General features: G+C 34.4%; 2 protein-coding genes and 1 pseudogene. 1 reads left to right on the forward strand and 2 read right to left on the reverse strand.

Features of this window, described 5'->3' with window-relative positions:
* Nucleotides 1-182 precede the first annotated feature (182 nt).
* Nucleotides 183-1,288 (reverse strand): annotated as a pseudogene (gene prfB / locus WGMM_RS05295) (peptide chain release factor 2).
* Between the two features lie 153 nt (nt 1,289-1,441).
* Between prfB and mgtE the strand changes: the two are divergent.
* Nucleotides 1,442-2,812, forward strand: coding sequence for a magnesium transporter (gene mgtE, locus WGMM_RS01920; protein WP_038249268.1), 1,371 nt, complete (start codon nt 1,442-1,444; stop codon nt 2,810-2,812).
* Between the two features lie 263 nt (nt 2,813-3,075).
* Here the strand turns inward: mgtE and WGMM_RS01925 are convergent, their stop codons facing one another.
* Nucleotides 3,076-4,518 carry a TrkH family potassium uptake protein gene (locus WGMM_RS01925; RefSeq protein WP_038249270.1) on the reverse strand — a complete coding sequence of 481 codons (1,443 nt, stop codon included), beginning with the start codon at nt 4,516-4,518 and terminating at the stop codon, nt 3,076-3,078.
* Nucleotides 4,519-4,632: the final 114 nt, after the last annotated feature.

Here is a 4,632-nt window from a genome sequence, read left to right on the forward strand (position 1 = left end):
TAACTATTGCATTCCAGAACAATTTGATGCATCATTCTTTTTGTAAAAAACATTCCACACTTTCTCTCCACTTTTTCTGGGTAAGGTCACTTTTCCACTGATCATATTTAATCGCCATAACTTTACTCCTACTTTAACAATATTTTAATTATCATATATTATGGCAAGAAAGTCAACCCTACCTAATTTTGCTTAGTAAGCACACTAACTATGAAACAATCTATATTACCATCAAAAACAGAATTTATATTGCCCACTTCATGTCCGGTTCTTAAATCCTTCACCATTTGATATGGATGCATAACGTACGATCTGATCTGATTGCCCCAGCCTATATCGCTATTTTTTACCATATTCTTCAGCCATCTTTTGTTCTTTCTTTTCCAGTTCAATTTGGTATAAACGTCCTTTAAGTAATTTCAATGCCTCATCTTTATTTCTGTGTTGAGAACGACCATTTTGGCATTGAACTACAACACCAGTTGGAATATGCGTAATGCGTACTGCACTTTCAGTTTTGTTCACATGCTGACCGCCTGCTCCGGAAGCACGATAGGTGTCGATCTTTAGATCCTTTTCATCCACAGCAATATCAATTGAATCTTCTATCACTGGAGTTACTCCTACACTTGCAAAACTGGTATGACGTTTACCATTTGCATCAAACGGCGATATTCTAACCAGCCTGTGAATTCCACTTTCACTTTTTGCCCACCCATAAGCTTTTTCTCCAACGATTTTTATCATTGCGGACTTGATACCAACCGACTCTCCTTCTAATTTTTCTACAACTTCAACTTTAAAGTTATGATAAATTTCTGCCCACCTTACATACATGCGCATCAGCATTTCAGCCCAATCATTGCTCTCTGTTCCACCAGCTCCTGAGTGGATTTCTAAAAAGCAGTCATTATTATCTGCTTCACCAGTAAATAAGGATTCTGTTTCTTTACACTTGATTAATTTTTCTAACTTTACCAGTTCATTTTCAACTTCAGAGAAAAATTCTTCACCGTTCTCATCAATAGCAGACTTCATTAAGCTAATGGCATCGTTGTAATCGCTTTCCAGCTTTAAAAACAACTCTACGTCATTCTTAATTTTAGAACGTTCTTTTAAAACTTCTTGTGCTTTTTGGTTATCTTGCCACAAATCATCATTCGACGCTTGGGAATCCAGCTCTTCAAGACGCAACTTTAATTTTTCTATGTCAAAGACACCTCCTGATAAGAGAAATACTTTTATTTAAGCTTTGAAAGTGTTCGAGAATTTCTGAATAAGTTTTCATTATACTTTAGATTTTAATATATTTACTATCAATAACAATAACAGTAAACAAAATAGAAATTTAACCATATGATAGTTAATTTAAATAATTTCATTATACTTTAATGTTTAAGGAAATCAAGCGCGTATATTTATTAAAAAATAAGGTAAAGTAATGAATATTAAAATAAGTTCTCATTATGGTTTAGACAAAAAGGCTATTGATGACTTAATAGAGTCACTTGATAACGAGGAGCTAGAAAATGTTCATAATATTGTAAAAACGATAGACAGTGTTCAGTTAGCTTATTTTTTATCTACTTCAATCAGTGATCACAGGGAGAAATTAGTTAATATCCTCGATCAACATTTGTTAAGTGATGCCCTAGTGCATGTAGTGCCAGATTTACAAATAGAGATCATAGAAACATTGGGAATAGAAAATACAGCAAAGTTACTAATGCTCCTTGATGTAGAAGATATAGTAACCATAGTGAAAGATTTAGATAGAAAGTCTGTAGAAAATATACTTTACTATTTGCCCAGCAAGACTCAGAAATCAGTAGAGGAGTTGCTATCATACCCAGAAGAAAGTGCAGGGAGGTTAATACATAAAGATATGGTTATAGCTCCATATTATTGGACAATAAATCAACTGACAGAATTTGTGTGCAACTATAAAAAAATACCAGAAAAATTTCACCAGATATTCATTATCAACTCAAAATTAGAGCCTATAGGCAGTGTTAATTTAAATAAGGTAATATCTCACTCAGGAGACACAATAATAAAAGAGATAATGGATCATGACATAAAAATCATTAAAACTGGAGTAGACCAAGAGGAAGTAGCAAGAATATTTAAAGATTACTCTCTATTATCAGCTCCGGTAGTAAATAAGAATGGTAAAATTATTGGTGTGATCTTAATTGAAGATGTGATAAAAGTTGTTCAACAAGAAACAGAAGAGGATGTACTCAAAATAAGCGGTGTATCTTCTAAAGCCGATATAAATGCCCCTATACATAAAACTATAATTAAAAGGCTACCTTGGTTACTGTTTAACCTCTTAGCTGCAACAATGTGTTCCATAGTAGTTGGCTTTTTCGATGATGTAATAAAAAGTTTTATAGTGCTGCCAATAATCATGCCGATAATTGCATCAATGAGCGGAAATGCAGGATCCCAAACAGTAACGCTAACCATCCGGGCAATCGCAACAAAATATCTAACTGAGCAAAATGCAAAAAGAATACTGATGAAAGAATTTTTAATAGGTCTTATAAACGGGGTGATCTTATCTACTATTTCATTAGTAGTGTTAGCAATAAGGTTTCACAACTTCAAAGTGGAGATGATTTTTGTGGTCTCCATGATTATGATGTCAATTATTGCAACGTTCATCGGAACTTTCATTCCTATAATGCTTCACCGTTTAAAGTCTGACCCTGCCGTTTCTTCTTCAATCCTAACATCGGCAACAACTGATATTCTCTCAGCTTTTATATTTCTTGGTTTAGCTACGATCTTTTTATTAAATAGCTAATACTATCTATAGCTATACCGCCGCGAACCGTCATGCCGCGATTCATTCGCGGTATCTCTTAGCATAGATCCCGCTAACAAGTAGCGGGATGATGAGAAAGGGGCTACTTGGATGACATTCTCCCTGGTGTGCCCAAATCACAATGTTCGTACATCTGTGGATTTATTCGCGGTATAGATTCCGCTAACGAGTAGCGGAATGACGGTTTTTCAAATTGTCGTAAGTCAGTTTAGCTATAATATCAAATTTCACAACTTCACCAACTATTTCTTTCTATTAAATAAGAATAAATTGCCTATACAAAAATAGATTGGCAATATTTCAAGTCTGCCAAGCAGCATTAAAAACGATAGAAATAATTTTACTTCATTACTGAAAGAGGAATAATTACCCGAAGGACCTATTAAGTTGCTGAACCCTGGACCAGAGTTTGTAAGCGTTGCAGAGATTGAGCTGATGCTAGTTATAAAGTCTGCATTGCTTAAGTAAGACATCACTACTGATGAAATGGTAAACGTTAACATGAAAATTGCAAAAAATATAAAGACAGAATGAACTTCATCATTCTCCAGGGTTTTTCCATTGAATTTTACTCTATTGTCTGCACCTGGGTTTAATAAAAGGTAAAAGTAATTTCTTATAGACCTTAAAAGAACAATCAAGCGGAAGGTTTTGACACCGCCACTTGAAGAACCACTACATCCACCAACAAAGGTGAGAAAAGAAGCTAAGACTGAAATGAAACTCCAATCTATATGATTACAGATTCCATAACCAGTTGACGTAATCAAGGAAGCGATGGTAAATGTGCTGCATCTAAATGATAATGACACTCCTAAATCAACATTTTTATACAACCAAAAACAAGCAAATAAAGATGAAACAATAGCTATCTTAAAAAAGTAAGAGACCTGCTCATCATAGCAAATGTCTAATCGTCTTATAATTTTTAAATAGCTAAGAAACGGCAGAGAACCCAAAATCATAAAAATGATCGTTATGACTTCTAACATAGGGTTATTATAGTGTCCCATAGAATCATTATAGTTAGCAAATCCACCAGTTGATACAGCGGACATTCCGTGACATATTGCATCAAACAGTGGCATACCAGCTAGATAATAGGAAAATATGCATAACAAAATTAAGCCATAATATATTGCCGTAACATGAATCACTACGCTTCGTGTGTTCGGCAACTTCCTTTTGGTAACATCTGAATATTCAGAATAAAGTAAATTATTTAGGCTGAGAATCTTGAGAAAAGGAAAAACTGCAATTCCTAAAGTAATTACACCAAAACCACCTATGCCATGTAGCATTGCTCTCCACAGCAATATTCCCGGAAATTGCTTTTCAATATCATTAAATGTAGTTGCCCCTGTGGTTGTGATGCCAGATATCGTTTCGAATAATGCATCAACATAGCTCAGATTATCAAAATAGAAAGGAATAGCTGCAAACAGAGACAAGGCAATCCAAGTGCAACTAGTAATCGCAAAAATTGCTGGCATGCCATGTAATCTACTTAATTTACCGAGTAAAATAAAAGTTACGCCAGGTGTGTAGGTAATTATGAATCCAGCGAGAAAATTTTTCCATTCGTAGCTGAGATACTTATTGGTAACAGCAGGAATAAGCATTGCTAAGCTAAACAGCAATAGGAATATTCCCACAATAAATACAATTGAGCGTAAGCGTTCCATAGAGTTACTTTCTAGCTATACAAAACCATAAAAGCTATTCTAACGTCAAGCACTTTGTTGCAACAGCTATTAACAATATATTTGACTCACTTGTAAATATGTGTGATAATAAAA

Source organism: Wolbachia endosymbiont of Glossina morsitans morsitans (assembly GCF_000689175.1).
In the GTDB taxonomy this organism is placed as follows: Bacteria; Pseudomonadota; Alphaproteobacteria; order Rickettsiales; family Anaplasmataceae; genus Wolbachia; species Wolbachia pipientis.

Bases quoted from the DNA above. Each gene is read 5' to 3' on its own strand.
- mgtE (WP_038249268.1), top strand. From the start codon at position 1,442: ATGAATATTAAAATAAGTTCTCATTATGGTTTAGACAAAAAGGCTATT.
- WGMM_RS01925 (WP_038249270.1), bottom strand. From the start codon at position 4,518: ATGGAACGCTTACGCTCAATTGTATTTATTGTGGGAATATTCCTATTG.